The sequence below is a fragment of the Achromobacter denitrificans NBRC 15125 genome, from assembly GCF_001571365.1.
Lineage (GTDB): Bacteria > Pseudomonadota > Gammaproteobacteria > Burkholderiales > Burkholderiaceae_B > Achromobacter > Achromobacter denitrificans.
Window position 1 is genome coordinate 48,398 of sequence record NZ_BCTQ01000037.1, and the last position, 16,779, is coordinate 65,176.

At 67.2% G+C, this 16,779-nt stretch carries 15 protein-coding genes; 6 read left to right on the forward strand and 9 right to left on the reverse strand.

Annotated features, from left to right (window positions below):
* Positions 1 to 36: 36 nt before the first annotated feature.
* The 3 genes from ADE01S_RS24740 to ADE01S_RS24750 all read left to right on the forward strand — a co-directional run bounded on the left by ADE01S_RS24740 (position 37) and on the right by ADE01S_RS24750 (position 2,926).
* Positions 37 to 1,011, forward strand: coding sequence for a TRAP transporter substrate-binding protein (locus ADE01S_RS24740; RefSeq protein WP_062684391.1), 975 nt, complete (start codon positions 37 to 39; stop codon positions 1,009 to 1,011).
* Between the two features lie 104 nt (positions 1,012 to 1,115).
* The gene (locus tag ADE01S_RS24745; protein ID WP_062684392.1) at positions 1,116 to 1,616 is read left to right on the forward strand and encodes a TRAP transporter small permease; all 501 of its coding nucleotides are present in this window, start codon (positions 1,116 to 1,118) and stop codon (positions 1,614 to 1,616) included.
* Between the two features lie 32 nt (positions 1,617 to 1,648).
* On the forward strand, positions 1,649 to 2,926 hold the full coding sequence (locus tag ADE01S_RS24750) for a TRAP transporter large permease (RefSeq protein ID WP_062684393.1): 1,278 nt from the start codon (positions 1,649 to 1,651) through the stop codon (positions 2,924 to 2,926).
* A 1,154-nt stretch (positions 2,927 to 4,080) separates the two neighbouring features.
* Here the strand turns inward: ADE01S_RS24750 and ADE01S_RS24755 are convergent.
* From ADE01S_RS24755 to ADE01S_RS24790, 8 genes are all read right to left on the reverse strand, one after another.
* Positions 4,081 to 5,070, reverse strand: coding sequence for an ABC transporter ATP-binding protein (locus tag ADE01S_RS24755; RefSeq protein WP_062684394.1), 990 nt, complete (start codon positions 5,068 to 5,070; stop codon positions 4,081 to 4,083).
* On the reverse strand, positions 5,060 to 6,088 hold the full coding sequence (locus ADE01S_RS24760; protein ID WP_062684395.1) for an ABC transporter ATP-binding protein: 1,029 nt from the start codon (positions 6,086 to 6,088) through the stop codon (positions 5,060 to 5,062). The genes ADE01S_RS24755 and ADE01S_RS24760 overlap by 11 nt, the downstream gene beginning before the upstream one ends.
* Positions 6,085 to 7,572, reverse strand: a complete 1,488-nt coding sequence (locus ADE01S_RS24765) for an amidohydrolase family protein (RefSeq protein WP_062684396.1) — start codon at positions 7,570 to 7,572, stop codon at positions 6,085 to 6,087. The genes ADE01S_RS24760 and ADE01S_RS24765 overlap by 4 nt, the downstream gene beginning before the upstream one ends.
* Entirely contained in the window at positions 7,572 to 8,765 is a 1,194-nt protein-coding gene (locus ADE01S_RS24770; RefSeq protein WP_062684397.1) for an amidohydrolase family protein, read from the reverse strand. The genes ADE01S_RS24765 and ADE01S_RS24770 overlap by 1 nt, the downstream gene beginning before the upstream one ends.
* Positions 8,766 to 8,789: 24 nt before the next feature.
* Complete coding sequence (locus tag ADE01S_RS24775; protein WP_062684398.1) at positions 8,790 to 9,731, reverse strand: ABC transporter permease; 942 nt, start codon at positions 9,729 to 9,731, stop codon at positions 8,790 to 8,792.
* Positions 9,721 to 10,713 (reverse strand): ABC transporter permease, encoded by a 993-nt coding sequence (locus ADE01S_RS24780; RefSeq protein WP_062684399.1) that lies wholly within the window; start codon positions 10,711 to 10,713, stop codon positions 9,721 to 9,723. Before ADE01S_RS24780 ends, ADE01S_RS24775 begins: the two co-directional genes overlap by 11 nt.
* Before the next feature lie 84 nt (positions 10,714 to 10,797).
* A complete protein-coding gene (locus tag ADE01S_RS24785; RefSeq protein ID WP_062684400.1) occupies positions 10,798 to 12,375 on the reverse strand; it encodes an ABC transporter substrate-binding protein in 1,578 nt (525 codons plus the stop codon).
* An 87-nt stretch (positions 12,376 to 12,462) separates the two neighbouring features.
* Positions 12,463 to 13,200, reverse strand: a complete 738-nt coding sequence (locus ADE01S_RS24790) for an aspartate/glutamate racemase family protein (RefSeq protein ID WP_062684401.1) — start codon at positions 13,198 to 13,200, stop codon at positions 12,463 to 12,465.
* 247 nt (positions 13,201 to 13,447) lie between these two features.
* On the opposite strand from ADE01S_RS24790, the gene ADE01S_RS24795 reads away from it, so the two are divergent.
* Entirely contained in the window at positions 13,448 to 14,167 is a 720-nt protein-coding gene (locus ADE01S_RS24795; protein ID WP_062684402.1) for a GntR family transcriptional regulator, read from the forward strand.
* A gap of 68 nt (positions 14,168 to 14,235) precedes the next feature.
* Here ADE01S_RS24795 and ADE01S_RS24800 read toward each other — a convergent pair whose 3' ends face one another.
* Positions 14,236 to 14,526, reverse strand: a complete 291-nt coding sequence (locus tag ADE01S_RS24800) for a DUF3579 domain-containing protein (RefSeq protein WP_062684403.1) — start codon at positions 14,524 to 14,526, stop codon at positions 14,236 to 14,238.
* 197 nt (positions 14,527 to 14,723) lie between these two features.
* On the opposite strand from ADE01S_RS24800, the gene ADE01S_RS24805 reads away from it, so the two are divergent.
* On the forward strand, positions 14,724 to 15,905 hold the full coding sequence (locus tag ADE01S_RS24805) for an aspartate aminotransferase family protein (RefSeq protein ID WP_062684404.1): 1,182 nt from the start codon (positions 14,724 to 14,726) through the stop codon (positions 15,903 to 15,905).
* 56 nt (positions 15,906 to 15,961) lie between these two features.
* On the forward strand, positions 15,962 to 16,779 hold an 818-nt coding region (argF, locus tag ADE01S_RS24810), incomplete at its 3' end, for an ornithine carbamoyltransferase (RefSeq protein ID WP_062684410.1).

The following is a 16,779-nucleotide window of genomic DNA, read 5'->3' on the forward strand; positions in this document are numbered from 1 at the left end:
CCGGCGGCAAAACAATACTGACTTTTGGAGAAGACTATGCGTAAATCCTGGCTAGCCGCCTCGATTCTGGCCGCTTGCGCGGCCGCGACCTCCCTGCCCGCCGTGGCGCAAAACACCCTGAAGATGGCCTACGCGCTGTCCACGTCGTCGCACTACGGCGCCGGCGCCGACGCCCTGGCCAAGTCCATCGAGGGCTCCACCAACGGCAAGTACAAGGTACAGCAATTCGCCAACAGCGCGCTGGGCGGCGAGCGAGAAGTGATCGAGGGCCTGCAGATCGGCACCATCGACCTGGCCATCGTGTCCACCGGCGCCACCCTGAACTTCGTTCCCGAAACCGGCGTCTTCGACATCCCCTTCCTGCTGCGCGACCTGGACCACGCCCGCAAAGTGCTGGACAGCAAGATAGGCCAGGATATGCTGGCAAAGTTCCCCGGCCGCGGCATCGTCGCCCTGGCCTGGGGCGAACAGGGCTTCCGCCACCTGACCAACAACGTGCGCCCGGTCAAGACCCCGGCCGACGCCAAGGGCCTGAAGATCCGCACCACGGAAAACCCGATCCACATCACGGCGTTCCGCCAGATCGGCATCCTGCCCACGCCCATGGCATGGCCGGAAGTGGCCACCGCCCTGCAGCAGGGCACGATCGACGGCCAGGAAAACCCGCTGTCGGTGATCACCTCGGCAAAGCTGTCGCAGATGCAGAAGTACCTGTCCTTGACCGGTCACGTCTACGGCCCGGCCCTGGTGCTGATGTCGGCCAACGTCTATGACGGGCTGTCCGCCGCAGACAAGGCCAACTTCGACAAGGCAGGCAAGGAATCCGCCCAGGCCATGCGCGCCTACGTCGACAACATCGAAAAGACGGGCGTCGAGCAGCTGAAGAAGGAAGGCATGCAGGTGTCCGAGGTCGATCGCGCCGCGTTCGCCGCCGCCGTCGAACCCGCCTATCCCGAGTACTACAAGAAGTTCGACAAGAAGCTGATCGACTCGATCCGCGACACCAAGTAATCAGGGCCCGCCCCGGATCCGGGGCATATCGCCCCAGGCGGCGGGATCACAGTCCCGCCGCTTGTCGTCCCCACCCCTCGCGTACCTCGCCAACGGGATACATCATGCGTTTGCTCTGCGCCTTAGACCGCGGCCTCTTCAAGCTCGTCTCGGTCGTCGCCCAACTTTTGCTGGTGGCCGCCGCGGCCGCCGCCTTCTACCAAGTCATCGCCCGCTTCGTACTGCACTCGCCCGCCGACTGGAGCGAAGTGCTGACCCGCGCCCTCCTGATCTGGACCGTGCTGCTGGGCGTGGCCCTGGCCTTCCGCCACGGCGCCATGATCAGCGTCGAACTGCTGCGCAATATGCTCGGCGGCACGCGCCGCCGCGTGCTCGAAGCCATCATCGGCCTGATCTGCGCCGGCTTCCTGGGCTTTCTGGCCTGGATCGGCGGCAACATGACCTATCGCGTGCGCTTCCAGACCGTGCCCAGCCTGGACATCTCGATTTCCTGGATCTACCTCGCCATCCCCGTGGGCGCCACGCTGGCTGCCATCGCCGTGCTGGCCCGCTGGTGCGCCGGCGAGGAAGACGACGTGCCCGTGCGCAACGACGCGCAAGGCTGAGCCCCCATAGAACTCACGCAGCAGATATCGCCATGTCACAACTCATGATTGTCTCGATGCTGATTTTCTTCGGGCTGTCCGTGCCGGTCGCCGTGTCGATCGGCCTGGCCAGCCTGGCGGGAGTCGGCGCCGCCAACCTGCCCTGGCTGGTGGTCGCCCAGCAGCTGTTCGCCGCGCTGGACAAGTACCCGCTCGTCGCGATCCCCTTCTTCATCCTCGCCGGCAACCTGATGGAGGCCGGCGGCATCTCCGAACGCATGGTGGAATTCGCCAAGAGCGTGGTGGGCGGCATTCAGGGCGGCTTGGCCTGCACCTGCGTGCTGACCTGCATGATCTTCGCCGCCGTAGCCGGATCCAGCGTGGCCACCACCTTCGCCGTCGGCGCGATCCTGATCCCCGCCATGATCCGCCACGGCTACCCCGCGCCCTTCGCGGCATCGCTACAGGCCAGCGCGGCCGAGCTGGGCGTGATCATCCCGCCCTCCATCCCGATGATCCTGTTCGCCGTGTCCACCGACACCTCCACGGGCGAGCTGTTCATCGCCGGCGTCATGCCCGGGATCCTGATCGGCGTCGCCCTGATGTTCTACGTGTGGCTCTACGCCAAGCGCAACAACCTGGGCAAGCGCGACGGCGAAGGCCGCCTGCCGCTGTGGCCGGCGTTCAAGAACGCCTGGCTGGCGCTGCTGATGCCCGTCATCATCCTGGGCGGCATCTACGGCGGCGTCTTCACGCCGACCGAGGCCTCGGTGGTGGCCGTGATGTACGCGGTAGTGGTGGGCAAGTTCATCTACCGCCGCCTGAGCTTCAAGCAGCTGTCCGAGACCCTGCACAAGTCAGTGGTCTCGACCGCCGTGATCATGTTCGTGATCGCCAACGCCGGCATCTTCAGCTTCCTGCTCAACCGCGCCGGCATCCCCGACGCGCTGGGCGTCTGGCTGGCACAGATCTTCGACACCAAGTTCACCTTCCTGATGGGCGTGAACGCGGCGCTGTTCGTGATCGGCATGTTCATCGAAACGTCGGCTTCCATCGTGGTGCTGGCCCCCTTGCTGCTGCCGGTGGCGCTGAAGTTCGGCGTGGAGCCGGTGCACTTCGGGATCATCATGGTGGTGAACCTGGCGCTGGGCATGATTACCCCGCCCTTCGGCGTGAACCTGTTCGCGGCATGCGCGGTGGCGAAGCTGCCGTTGGAGAGATTGATCAAGCCTTTGATTCCGTTTGTGGGAGTCGTGATTGTTTGCTTGATGGTGATTACGTACTGGCCGGGGTTGTCGTTGGGGTTACGTGATCTGGTTTACGCTAAGTAGTTTTATTTATTACTTATGTGATTTTTACTTTGTGCTGAGGGGCGGGTTTCGTTGCTGCGTCGTTTCGTAGCTTCGTAGCTTCGTAGGCCGCTCCTCGTCGCGGGCGCCGTGGCTACGAGCGCCCACGATTGCGGTCCGGCGCCCGGGCGCCGGACTACCCCTTCCTCAACCTCGTCCTCGCCTTCGGCGACTCCTTCGGTTTCCGTCGGGCGCATCGAGGTTGCTCGCAGCCACGGCGCCCACGCCGATGAGCTACGAGTCGATGGGTCCGGCGCGCTGCTGGAGCCGTGTTCAGTGTCGAGTCTTGCGGGGCCCGCCGATTTCGGCCGCACGGGCGGCCGGAATCGGCATACGTGCGTTTGGGCGTCGGGGCACTGCCCGCTACGCGCATGTGAGGAGTGGTTTGCTATTGGCTCCAACGACGCGTGGGGGGAGGCGGTTGGGGCGGCGCGCGGTGCAGAGTCGCTTGCGCATGACCAGCCTCTCGCGCCGCCCTTGCGCTATCGCGCCAGTCATGAGGCATGGGAGCTCAAGTGACGACGAATGGCGCGGGCGCGGGAACGCCATCACCACGACGCAATACACCGTGAAAGCCTCAAAAGGCCGCCGGCGCGGCCGGCTTGAGGCGAGCCCCGCAAAGCAAATCCCACGCAAGCGCGCAGCGGCATCGCAAACCGCGAGACACCCGAATGCTTCCGTCGGCTGCCCGGGCAGCCGACAGAAGCAACCCCGCAAAATCTTCCAACCACACCCAGCCGCGCAGAAGCACACACAACAACGCCGCCACACGCGAGAGCGCCATCACCACAACGCAAGACACCGCGTAAGCTCCCAGAGGCCGCCCGCGCGGCCGGCCGGGAGCGGGCCCCGCAAGATGCTCCACCGTCCCACCTCCGGCGGCAAGAACCTCAAGAACCCTGTCCTCCCCAGGGGCCGGGAAGTTTCAGCTATTGGAGCCCGGTGTGGCGGTGGCGCGGGATGAGCGGGGAGTCGATAAGCCCGAGGGAATCTGAAGGAGGCGCCGCAGGCGGCGACGAAGATGACGAAGGGGGAGTCCGGAGCGAAGGCTCCGGACCGCAATCGTTGACCCGCGCATCCCGCGCCACCGCCGCGCCGGGCGTCTTAAGAACCCTCACCGAAGCATGACAAAAACCTCATGCCGCCTGCACCACCTCCCACGACACGGCATGGCACCGCACTTGCCGCCCGCCCCCAACGCTGACGACCGCCGGCGCCTCCTTCTTGCATTGCTCCCGCGCCATCGGACACCGCGGATGAAACGTACACCCAGCCGGCGGCTGGATCGGATTCGGCACTTCTCCCCCCATCGGCTCCCGATCCCGCCGCGGATTGTCCAGATCCGGAATCGTATCCAGCAGCATCCGCGTATAAGGATGCTGCGGCGACTCGAACAGCTGATCCGCCGGCGCCTGCTCAACCACGCGGCCCAGATACATCACCGCCACGCTGTCCGACACGTGCCGCACCACCGACAGGTTGTGGCTGATGAACACATACGTCAGCCCGAACTCCTTCTGCAGGTCGCCCATCAGGTTCAGGATCTGCGCCTGCACCGACACGTCCAGCGCGGAGGTCGGCTCGTCGCACACCAGGAATTCGGCTTCCGTCGCCAAGGCCCGCGCAATCGAGATGCGCTGGCGCTGGCCTCCGGAAAACTCGTGCGGGAAACGGCCCGCGTCGCTGGCCGACAACCCCACCAGTTCCAGCAACTCGTCCACGCGGCGCCGCGTCTCGGCGGGCGTGGCGCGCAGGCCCAGCGTGCGGATGGGCTCGGCCACGATATTGCCGACTCGCCAGCGCGGATTCAGGCTGGCGTATGGATCCTGGAAGATCATCTGCGGATGCAGCACTCCGCCCTTGCGGTTGCGGCCGTATTTCAGGCTCCCCCGCGTCGGCGCCACCAGGCCGACCAGCAGCTTGGCCAGTGTGGACTTGCCGCAGCCGGACTCGCCGACGATGCTCAGTGTGGTGCCGCGCGGCACCGACAGCGACACGCCATCCACGGCCTTCAGGGTCTGTTCCGGCTGGCGCGAGAGCGCGCGCTCCAGCCAGGGCGGGGAAACGTCGAACCAGCAGGCCAGGTCGTCAGCCCGCAGCAGCACATCATCATGGTCACGCGGCATGAGCGACTCCCCCCTGGTGCAGCCAGCAGGCGCTGACGGTGGCCCCCGCCGGCGACGCGGCCAGCGGCGGGCGCGCCTGGGCGCAGCGCGGGCCCGCCATCGCGCATCGCGGATGGAAGGCACAGCCTTCCGGCATGGCGTGCAGGCGCGGCATCGCGCCATCGATCTGGTTCAGCCGGGCCGCGCGCTGGCGCAGCCCCGGAATGGCGTTCATCAGGCCCTGCGTGTACGGATGGCCGGGACGACGCAGCACGGCCAGCACCGGACCGATCTCCACGATGCGGCCGGCGTACATCACCGCCACCCGGTCGGCGGTCTCGGCGATCACCCCCATATCGTGCGTCACCAGCAGCACCGAGGTGCCCTGCTCGCGGCACAGGCGGCGCAGCAGCGCGGTGATCTGCGCCTGCACCGACACGTCGAGCGCCGTGGTGGGCTCGTCGGCAATGATCAGCGCGGGCCGGGCCGCCAGGGCCAGCGCGATCACCACGCGCTGGCGCATCCCGCCGGAGAACTGGTGCGGATAGTGGTCGATGCGCCGGTCCGCCGCCGGGATGCCCACGGCCCGCAACAGCTCCAGCGCCCGCGCGCGCGCCGCCGCGGCCGAACCCTTGTCGTGGTGGCGGATCGTCTCCACCAGCTGGTCGCCCACCGTGAACAAGGGATGCAGGCTGGTCAGCGGGTCCTGGAAGATGGCGCCGATCTCCTTGCCGCGCAAGCGCTGGCGCGCGCTGGGCGGCAGGTCGTCGATGCGCCGGCCCGCCAGGTGGATCTCTCCGCCGCCCAGCCGGCCGGGCGGCTCCAGCAGGCCGATCACGGCCATGCCGGTCAGCGATTTGCCCGCGCCGGACTCGCCCACCATGCCGAGGATCTCGCCCGGAAGAATGTCGAAACTGATGTCCCGCGTCGCCACCAGCACGCCGTGGCGCGTGGGAAACTCAACGGACAGGCCGCGCACCGACAGGGTCGGAGGACGGGCGGGCGCCGGCTGCGCGGCGCTGGGCAGCATTGCCATCATGACGGGCTCCTTGCGGGACGCGGATAGCTGGAGGAAAAGATCTGGTCCGCCGGGGGATGGCCCCACGTGCGGTCGGGGTAGCGGGCGACCAGGCCGTCGAACTGCATCTGCGCCTGTTCCTGCGCCAGGCGCGCGTCGAAGCCCGGAATCCGGCCGTCCACCATGACGAAGCGGCCGTCGATCACCACCTGCGCTACGTCGCGCCCGCTGCCGCTCACCATCAGCGTCTGGATGGGATCGATCATCTGGCCGTTGCGATCGTGCGAAAAATCGAAGACCACGATGTCGGCCTTGGCGCCCTTGGCCAAGCGGCCCAGGTCCGGCCGCCCCAGCGCGTCGGCGCCGCCCACCGTGGCGGCGTCGTAATAGTCCTCGGAGCGGACCGCCTCGGTCGAACCGTCGGCCACGCGGCACAGCATCATGCCCGCCTGCATGTTCAGCACCATGTCCGGCGGCCAGGTGTCCGTGCCCATGCCGATGTTCACGCCCAGCTTGCGGTAGCGCGCGAACGATTCCAGCGTGGCGCCGTGGCGCCCGGACACCAGCGGGCAATGCACGATGCTGGCGCCGGAATCCCGGATGATCTCCACGTCGCGGCCCGGCCGGTCGATATGGCGCGAGCCCGACACGTAAGTGCCGTGCGGCAGCAAGGCGCGCTCGGACAGGAAATCCAGGCTGCGCAGCCATTCCGGCGGGCTCATGCCGTGCTGCTCCAGCACCAGGTCGTATTCCAGGCGCGATTGGCAGCAATGCAGGCGGATCGGGATGTTGCGCTCGCGCGCGGCGGCGGCCGATGCGCGCAACAGTTCCGGCGTGCAGGTTTCGATCCGGTCGGGCGACAGCATGGCGCGCACGCGGCCGTTGTGCCGCCCTTCGATCTCGTCGCCGAAGGCCAGCGCTTCGGTCAGGCCCGCCATGCCGCGCGGCTCGTCGTAGTGGCAGCGTATTTTTCCCTCGGCGTCGACGTAGGTGTGGCCGCTGCGATAGGCCGGCCCCAGGTACACGCGCAGGCCCAGTTCGCCCGCCGCGTTGGCCGCGGACAGGAACTCGTCGCGGGTCTCGCCCCACACCCGGTAGAACAGCGAGGCGATCGGCAGCGCCGTCGTGATGCCGTTGCGGATCAGCTGGGCGAAGGCGTAGCGCTTCTGGAACGCCAGCTCGGCCGCCGTGTACATCTCGTACGGGCCTTGCCGCATGTAGCTCTCGGGCCAGATGCGACCCTTCTTCCAGGCGGGCGAGTTGTCGAAGCCCAGGATGGTGGTGTCCAGGTCGGACAGCGCGTCCAGGTCCACGAAGCCCGGGCCGATCAGCGCGCGGCCATAATCGCGGCGCTGCGCGACCTGCCCCGGATAGCGGTAGCCGACGTAGACGATGCGGTCGCCCTCGAACACCACCTCGCCGTTCTCGTACAGACAATGGCGGCCGTTTTCATGGCCGACCACCCAGCGGGCGGTCAGCAGCACGGGCCCCTGGACGGCGCTCATCACGGCGCCTCCGCCAGCGCGCGGCCGTCGCGGGCGACCACCCGGCCGCGCTTGACCACCAGCTTGCGCACCGGACGCGACACAATGGCCTCGGCCACGGTCTCGGCCTCCACCAGCACGAAATCCGCGTGGCAGCCCGGCGCCAGGCCGTAGTCCGTCAAGCCCATGACGCTTGCGTTGCCGTAGGTGGCCACGCGCAGCGCCAGTTCCAGTTCATCGTCGCGGCGGAAGTTGTTGCGCAGGCCCACCAGCATGGCGCGTTCCAGCATGTCGGGCTTGCCGTAAGGACCCCAGGTGTCGCGCATGCCGTCGTTGCCCGTACAGACGGTGACGCCGGCGGCATGCAGCCGCGCCACGCTGGGCACGGGCCGCGACGCGGAACCGGTGGTCATGATGTGCACGCCCGCTACCAGCAGCCCGTCGATCAGGCCCTGCACCGCCTGCGTGTCCGGCATGCCCAGGCAGAAGGAATGCGACAGCGTGACCTTGCCCTGCATGCCCAGCGCCAGCACGCGGTCTATGGTCATCTGCATCGAGAAGGCGCCCAGTTCGCCCCCTTCGTGCAGGTGGATGTCTATCGGCTTGCCGTGTTTTTGCGCCAGGCCGAAGATGGCGTCCAGGTGGCCCTTGGGATCGCGGTCCATGCCCGCCGGGTCCAGCCCGCCCACCACCTCGGCGCCCATGCGCAACGCTTCGTCCATGAGTTCCAGCGTCCCCGGGCGGATCAGCAGGCCGCTTTGCGGGAAGGCCACGATCTCCACGTCGATCTGGTCGCGGTACTGCTCGCGCGCGCGCATCACCCCTTCGATGGCCGCCAGGCCGATGTCGGTGTCCACGTCCACGTGGGAACGGATGTGGCTGGTGCCGTCCGCGATCGACATCACGAGCTGGCGGGCCGATTGCCGGTAGGGGTCGATGCCCAGCGCGCGCTTCGCGTTCCGTTCGTTTTCGATCTTATCGATCAGGCGCGGCCCCACCTCATTGCGGTACCAGGGCATGCCGTAGAGGGTCTTGTCCAGGTGCGCGTGCGCATCGATCAGGCCCGGCAACAGGAGCGCGCCGCCTCCGTCCACGACCGGCACGCCTTCGGGCGCGGGGACGCCCAGCGCCTGGATGCGGCCGTCGCGCACCAGCACGGAGGTCGTCTCGCCGCCGGCGGGGCGGACTCGGGTATACAGCGTTGCGTTTTGCATGGTTCTACTCTTGAAGGGCCGCGCTCAGCGCAGGCGGGGATTCAGGGCGTCTCGCAGCCAGTCGCCCAGCAGGTTCACCACCAGCACGATCAGGCTCAGGTACAGCGCGGGGAACACCACCACCCACCACTGCCCGGAAAACAGGAATTGGTTGCCCAGCCGGATCAGGGTGCCGAGCGACGGCTCCGTGGGCGGCATGCCCACGCCCAGGAAGCTGAGCGTGGCCTCCACCAGGATGGCCAGGCCCAGGTTCAGGGTGGCCGTCACCATGACCGGCGTGAGCGTGTTCGGCAGGATGTGCGTAAGCATGACGCGCAGCGGGCTCACCCGGATCAGGCGCGCCGCCTGCACGTATTCCTTGCCGCGCTCCACCAGGGCCGAGGCCCGCACGGTGCGCGCGTACTGCACCCAGTTGGTCATGGAGATGGCCAGGATCAGGATCACGGCCGACAGGGTTTCGCGCAGGCCGGGCGGCAGCAGCTGGCGGAACACCGCCGTCACCAGGATGGCGACCAGGATGGTCGGGATGCTCAGCAGCGTGTCGCCCACGCGCATGAGGGCGTTGTCGACCCAGCCGCCGAAATAGCCCGCCGCCAGGCCGACCAGCAGGCCGATCGCCAGCGACAGCACCACCGTGGCCAGGCCGATCACCAGCGACATGCGCGAGCCGTACAGGATGGCGGACCACACGTCGCGGCCCTGCGTGTCCGTTCCCAGCAGGAACTGCGGATCGGAGCCGGCTTCCCAGACCGGCGGCAGCTCGGCGTTGAGCAGGTCCAGCTGGGCCAGGTCGTAGGGATTCTGCGGCGCGATCCAGGGCGCGAACAGGGCCAGCAGCACCACGGCGACGAGCACCACGCCCGCCCCCATGGCGACGTAGTCCTGCCGCAGGCTCCACCACAGGTCGCTTTGCAGGAAACGGGCGAAGCGCCGGCGGCTGGCGACGGAAACAGGTTTAGTGAGCATTGGCGCCTCCCTTGACGTGCTGGCTGCGCAGGCGCGGATCGACCACGCCGTACATCATGTCCACCAGCGTGTTCAGCGCCACGAAGATGAAGGACACGATCACCAGGTAGGCGGCCATGACGGGAATGTCCACGAACATGACCGATTGAATGAACAGCAGCCCCATGCCCGGCCACTGGAAAACGGTTTCCGTGATCAGCGCGAAGGCGATCAGGTTGCCGATCTGCATGCCGGTCACGGTGATGACGGGCATCAGGCAATTGCGCAGCGCCAGCCGGAAGTGCACCACGCGGTCGGGCAGGCCGCGGGCGCGGGCGAACTTGATGAATTCGGTTCGCAGCGTTTCCAGCATCTCCGCCCGCACCAGCCGCATGATCAGCGTGATCTGGAACAGCGCCAGCGTGATGGACGGCAGCACCAGTGCCGCGCGGCCCGAGGGGGTAAGCAGACCGGTGGACCACCAGCCTATCTTCACCGTGTCGCCGCGGCCAAAGCCCGGCAGCCAGCCCAGCTGCACCGAGAAGATCAGGATCAGCATGATCCCCACGACGAAGCTGGGCAGCGAGATGCCCAGGATGGAGACGAACTGCAAAGTCTGCGCCACCCGCGACTTGCGGTAGATGGCGGTCAGCACGCCCAGCGGCACGCCGATCACCAGCGACAGCAGCGTCGCCATCAACACGAGTTCGAAGGTGGCGGGGAAGCGCTCGGCCACCAGCGCGAACACGTCCTGCTGGTTGCGGTAGGAAATGCCGAACTCGCCTTGCGCCGCGTTGGTCACGAAATGCACGAACTGCATGCCCACCGACGCGTTCAGGCCCAGGCGTTCCCGCAATTCATCGCGCTGCGTTTGCGAGGCCTGCTCGTTGAGCATCATGTCGACGGGGTCGCCGACAAACCGGAATATGACGAACGCCAGCAACGCCACCGCCAGCATGACGCCAACTGCGTTGAAGACGCGTCTAATTATGAACGCCAGCATGTGCGGCTCCCATCGGATTCACTTTCAGATCCAGGACCGCCCCGTTCTCGGCGGGCGCGGCGGTCCCCTCAGGCATCGCCTGCATTACTGCATGCGCACGGTCCACAGACGCGCCTTGTTGTCCGGCATCTGCAGCACGTCGCCGACCTTGTCGCCCACCGCCCAGGCCATGGGCTGCTGGTGCAGCGGCACGAAGCGCACGTCGTCATGCAGCGTCTGCAGGATTTCTTCCATCATCTGCACGCGCTTGGGACGGTCCATTTCGCCCGCGGCCGCGTCGATGCGGGCGTCCAGCGCCGCGTCGCCCCACTGGCCCCAGTTGAAGACGCCGGCCGGGCCCGTGCGCGTGTGCACCACCTGCAGCAGGATAGACAGCGCGTCGATCTGCGGTTCGTTGGCCCAGCCGTGGATGGTGATGTCGAACTCGCCGCGGGCGCGCTTGGGGTTCTGCAGCGAGCGCGGGCCGCTGGCCAGCGTCGCCTTCACGCCGATACGCGCCCACATGGAGGCGGCGGCCTGGCAGATTTCTTCTTCGTTGACGAACATGTCGTTCGAGCACAGCAGCGACACGGTGAAGCCGTCGGGATAGCCGGCCTCGGCCAGCAGCTTCTTGGCGCGGGCGGCGTCAAACGGCAGGCGCTCTTCCTGCTGCTTGGCGTAGCCCGGGATGACTGGCGCCACCAGCGCGCCCGTGGTGCGCGACAGGCCGCGCATGACGCGCTTCTGGATCAGGTCCGGCGAAAGCGCCAGGTAGAGCGCCTGGCGCACCTTCACGTCCTTCAGCGGATTCTGGTCGGTGATGTTGGAGCCGACCAGCTTGTCGCCCAGGTTGAAGCCGAAGTACAGCGTGCGCAGCTCGGTGCTGGCCAGCACCTTCACGTTGGAGGAGGCGCGCAGCCGATCCAGGTCCTGCAGCGGCGCGTTCTCGGTGAAATTGATGTCGCCCGACAGCAGGGCCGCCACGCGCGTCGGCGCGGAGGCGATCGGCGTGAATTCGATGCGGTCCAGGTTGTGGCGCGGCTTGTCCCACCAGCCGGGGTTCACCACCAGCACCGTGCGCGTGTCGGGGCGGTAGGACTCGACCTTGAACGGGCCGGTGCCATTGGCGTTGTGCGTGGCATAGCCCTCGATCTTCTTCGCGGCGTCCGTGGGCTTGAGGCTGTTGTTGTCCACCAGCCATTGGCGGTTGAAGATGAAGATGTTGGTCAGGTCGTTGAGCATCAGCGGATAGGGATGCGTCATCTCGATGTCGACCGTGTAGTCATCGACCTTGCGCACCGCCTTGAAGGCGGGCAGATTGCCCTTGAGCGGAGAGGCGTCGTCCGACACCCGGGTCAGCGACGCGACCACGTCGTCCGCCGAGAACGGCGCGCCGTTGTGGAACTTCACGCCCTGGCGCAGCCGGAAGCGCAGCACCGTGGGCGAGGTCGCCTCCCAGGACTCGGCCAGCGCGGGCGCGATGTTGAACTTGTCGTCGTAGCGGATCAGCGCTTCGTACACGTGGTTCAGGAACGCCAGATTGAACGTGCTGCCGTAGGAGTACGGGTCCAGCGAATCCAGGTCCCGGGCGGCGCCCCACTTCAGCGTGTTGGCGGCGGATGCCCCCGCCACGGCCGATAGTGCGATCACGGCCCCGGCGGCCCATTTGAACAATGTCTTCATGGCTGCAACTCTCCCTTGTGTATCGGTCTGAACTCGCCGGGATCCGGCCCGGCGGATGGGTAAGGCGGAAACTCCCGGCGGCGCCGGTCAGCGGCCCAGGGCCAGGCGCTGCGCCCGCTCCAGGGACGCCAGGGCCAGCACCTGCGCCAGGGCGGCGCGGTAGGAATCGATGATGGGAACGTCCGGCAGGCGCGGCAGGCTGGGCAGATAGCCGGCCAGCGCGGCGCCCGCCACGATGACGACGTCCGCGCCCTGCTCGACCGCGGCGTCCAGGGCCAGGCTGACCTGCAGCGCCGATTCCGCCGAGCGCGACACGTAGTCCAGCGCATTGCCCGGCAGGGCCAGGATCCCGGCGCAGCGCGACTCCACGCCCCACTGCCGGATCTGCTCGCGCAGCATGCCGGGCCAGCGCCGCCCCACCGTGACGATGGCGTAGCGGTCGCCGCGCTGCATGGCGCTCATGATCGAGGCTTCCGCCATGCCCACCACGGGCACGTCCAGGCGCTCGCGCACCGCGCCGATGCCGGGTTCGCCGAAACAGGCCAGCAGGCAGGCGTCGAACGGAACGGCGGCCTCTCCCGCCTCGCGCTCCACCGTGTCGAGCACGGCATGGGCGGACACGGCTGCCTCCGCCCGGCTGGCGATGTAGGCGGGGCCGAACCCGACGGTCACGGCGCGGACCCGGGCGGCGTCGCCCAGGAAGGCTTCGGCCTGGGCGGCCAGGCTGCCGGTCAGTTCCGAGGTGGTGTTGCCATTGACCACCAGCAGCCGGTAGGGCGCGGCGACGGGCAACGGGCTGACGAGGGCGTGGGGTACTGCGGACATGGGTGGACCTCTGTTCGTGTATACAAACCGGACACTTTATTTCAGGACAGTCCAAATTTTTTGTATAAATATTTGTATACGATTTATGTTGCCAATGTACCCCGACCAGCCGGCGCGACAAGCTATCGCTAACCCTTATCCCTCGTTGTAGTATGCTTGCCGGCACAGAGAAAAATGCGCGCCGGCGCCAGAAGCCGGACAATTCCCACCTAGGGAAAAGCGCGCTGGCATAGGAGCCGACAAGACGATGACATCCCCCGTGCCACCGGCAGATGCACCCGCCAGGAAAGACCTGAGCCGCAACGAAATCGTATACAAAAATTTACGCAGGGCCATCATCGAGCAGGCCTTGCTGCCCGGCGACAAACTGCCCGAAGACATCATCGGCGAGCGTTTCGGGGTCAGCCGCACCATCGTGCGCGGCGTGTTGACGCGGCTGTTCAGCGAGGGGCTGGTGGATTTGCGGCCCAATCGCGGGGCGGCGGTGGCGCGCCCCAGCCTGGAAGAGGCGCACGACATCTTCGAGGCCCGGCGCTGCCTGGAGCGGGACGTTACCCGGCGGTTGCTGCAGCACATTACCGAGGCCGGGCTGGCGCGGCTGGAGCAGCACGTGGCGCAGGAAGAGGAAGCCCGCCAGCGCAACAGCACCAACGAATCCATCCGGCTTTCCGGGGAATTCCACATCCTGATGGCCGAGCTGTCGGGCAATGCGGTGTATGCGCGCTACGTGAACGAGATCGTGTCGCGCTGCTCGCTCATCCTGGCCCTTTATGGCCGCCCGCATTCGAGCGAATGCGCGGTCAGCGAGCACCGGGAGATCGTGGCGGGCCTGCGCGCGCGCGACGAAAAGCACGTGCTCCACTTGCTGGAGCACCATCTGGAAGCCGTGACGGCCCGCGCCCTGCTGACCGCGGACGGCCCCGGCGTGCGGGATATCCGCAAGATCCTGGACCGCTACGGCACCTGAATCGGGCGCGCGCAAGCCGGCCCCCCAAAGAAAAAGCGCCCGGTCTGGGCGCTTTTCGGTTCTGGGGCCTAGATTTCGCGCTCTTCCGTCTTGAGGTTGTTGTCGCGGGCGAAATCCACCACGAACTTGTACGCCAGCGGTTCGAGGTCGCGCAGGCGCAGATCGACCACGATCCCGCGCACGCCATCGATCACGACGGGCAGCACATAGGGCGAATAGGTGAGGTGGTTACCGGCACTGCCGGCGGGCCGGAACTGTGCCATTACGCCGGCGAGCCGTTCCGCCCAATCGCTGGGGCGGAAGCGGCTACCGCTTTCGGTAACGCCATGAATTACGAATTGTCTGACGCGAGTTGCCATGAGTTCTTCACTACAGCGCGCCTTTCACGAAAGCCGGATCTTCGGCGTGATCAAACATGCGCCCTGCGCCGCGAATTGTATATGATTGATCCTTTGCCCTCTTTCAAACGCCGATTCCCCTGGGGAAGCGCGTCGGCTAGAGGACCCAGTCGCGAGCCTGCCCGGCTGCGCCCGCCATACCCCCAGGAGGATCCGCGATGACCTCGCCTCTGGCCAATATCTATGCCCGGCTGCCGGTATCGTTCACGCACGGCCAGGGCGTCTGGCTGTGGGATGCCCAGGGGCGCAAGTATCTGGACGCGCTGGCCGGGATCGGGGTGTCCTGCCTGGGCCACGCGCACCCCGGGCTGGTGGCCGCCATCAGCGAGCAGGCCGCCCGCGTCATTCATACCTCGAACATCTACGAAGTCCCGCAGCAGACCGCGCTGGCGGCGCGCCTGACCGAATTGTCCGGCATGCAGGAAGTCGCGTTCAACAACAGCGGCTCCGAGGCCAACGAGGCCGCCATCAAGCTGGCGCGCTACTACGCCTACCAGCGGGGCAACAAGCACGCCCACATCATCACCATGGACTCGTCCTGGCATGGCCGCACCCTGGCCACGCTGGCGGCCACGGGCAGCGACAAGGCGCGCAAGGGCTTCGAGCCCCTGCCCTCGGGCTTCGTACAGGTGCCGTACAACCAGCTGGACGCCGTGCGCGCCGCTGGCGACGCCGAGCCCCGCACGGTCGCGGTGCTGCTGGAAGTGCTGCAGGGCGAAGGCGGCATCCGTCCCTCCGACATTGCCTATCTGCAGGCATTGCGCCAGCTGTGCACCGACCGCGGCTGGCTGCTGATGATCGACGAGGTGCAGTCCGGCATCGGCCGCACCGGCAAATGGTTCGCCCACCAATGGGCCGACATCAAGCCCGACGTGATGACCCTCGCCAAGGGCCTGGCGGGCGGCGTGCCGATAGGCGCCATGCTGGCCGCCGGCCCCGCCGCCGGCGTCCTGACCCCGGGCAGCCACGGCACCACCTTCGGCGGCGGCCCCCTGGTGTGCGCGGCCGGGCTGGCGGTGCTGGATGCCCTGGAATCCGAGAACCTGCTGGACAACGCCCATACCGTGGGCGCCCATCTGAAAGAAGCGCTGGCCGGGGAACTGGCCGGCACGCCCGGCGTCGCCGACATCCGCGGCCGCGGCCTGATGCTGGGCATCGAGCTCGCCCGCCCCTGCGGCATCCTGGCCCTGCGCGCCATGGAAGCCGGCCTGCTCATCAACGTCACGCGCGACCGCGTCATCCGCATGCTGCCGCCGCTGATCCTCAACCGGGAAGAGGCCGACCAGATCGTCGCCATCCTGGTTCCCCTCATCCGGGAATTCCTGGCCGAACAACCATAATCAACGCCCCGCCCGGGCCACGAGCCTGGCCGGGCCCCATGACCTGCGACATCACCATGACTCCTCCCACGACTCAAAACGGCCCCTTGCGGCACTTCCTGCAGTTCAAGGACTTCTCGTCCGCCGAGATCGCCTACGTGCTGGACCGCGCGCGCCTGATCAAGGACAAGTTCAAACGCTACGAGCCCCACATGCCGCTGCACGACCGCACGCTGGCCATGGTGTTCGAAAAGGCCAGCACGCGCACCCGCGTGTCGTTCGAGGCCGGCATGTACCAGATGGGCGGTTCGGTCATCAACCTGACCTCCAACGATTCGCAACTGGGCCGCTCCGAGCCCATCGAGGACACCGCGCGCGTGATTTCGCGCATGGTCGACATCGTCATGATCCGCACGTTCGAGCAGACCCGCATCGAGCGCTTCGCGTCGCATTCGCGCGTGCCCGTGATCAACGGCCTGACCAACGAATTCCACCCCTGCCAGATCCTGGCCGACATCTTCACCTACATCGAGCACCGCGGCTCCATCGCCGGCAAGACGGTAGCCTGGGTAGGCGACGCCAACAACATGGCCTACACCTGGCTGCACGCCGCCGAGATGCTGGGGTTCACGCTGCACGTGTCCACGCCGGCCGGCTACGAGCTGGAGGCCGCTCGCATCGGCAACCCGTCCGACAAGGTGCTGCGCCAGTTCAAGGACCCGATGGAAGCCTGCAAGGGCGCCCATCTCGTCACCACCGACGTCTGGACCAGCATGGGCTATGAAGCCGAGAACGAAGAGCGCCGCGCGGCGTTTGCCGACTGGTGCGTGGACGCCGACATGATGGCGGCCGCCGATCCCCAGGCCGTGTTCATGCACTGCCTGCCCGCCCACCG